Source organism: Rhizobium sp. PRIMUS64 (assembly GCF_023006465.1).
Classification (GTDB): Bacteria; Pseudomonadota; Alphaproteobacteria; order Rhizobiales; family Rhizobiaceae; genus Rhizobium; species Rhizobium leguminosarum.
On the sequence record NZ_JALBGX010000380.1, the window covers coordinates 1 to 243 of the forward strand.

A 243-nucleotide genomic window follows, 5' to 3' on the forward strand; every position below is an offset into this window, starting at 1 on the left:
CTTTGCCCAGGAGACCCCGGAGGCAGCAAGCGCACAATGGCGCAGTGTCGCCGATCAAATCAGGCCGAAAGTGCCGAAGCTTGCCACCATCATGGACGACGCTGAAGAGGACGTGCTCGCCTACATGACCTTCGAAAGAGCACCGGGAAAGCTGCACTCGACGAATCCAATTGAGCGTCTCAACGGCGAAATCAAGCGACGCACCGAGGTCGTCGGCATCTTTCCGAACGACGAAGCCATCGT

1 protein-coding gene is annotated in these 243 nt (G+C 58.4%); it reads left to right on the plus strand.

The genetic code is table 11. The features are described from left to right. Nucleotides 1-243 (plus strand): transposase (locus MOV76_RS39650; RefSeq protein ID WP_247266649.1); only part of this gene is annotated, 243 nt, incomplete at both ends.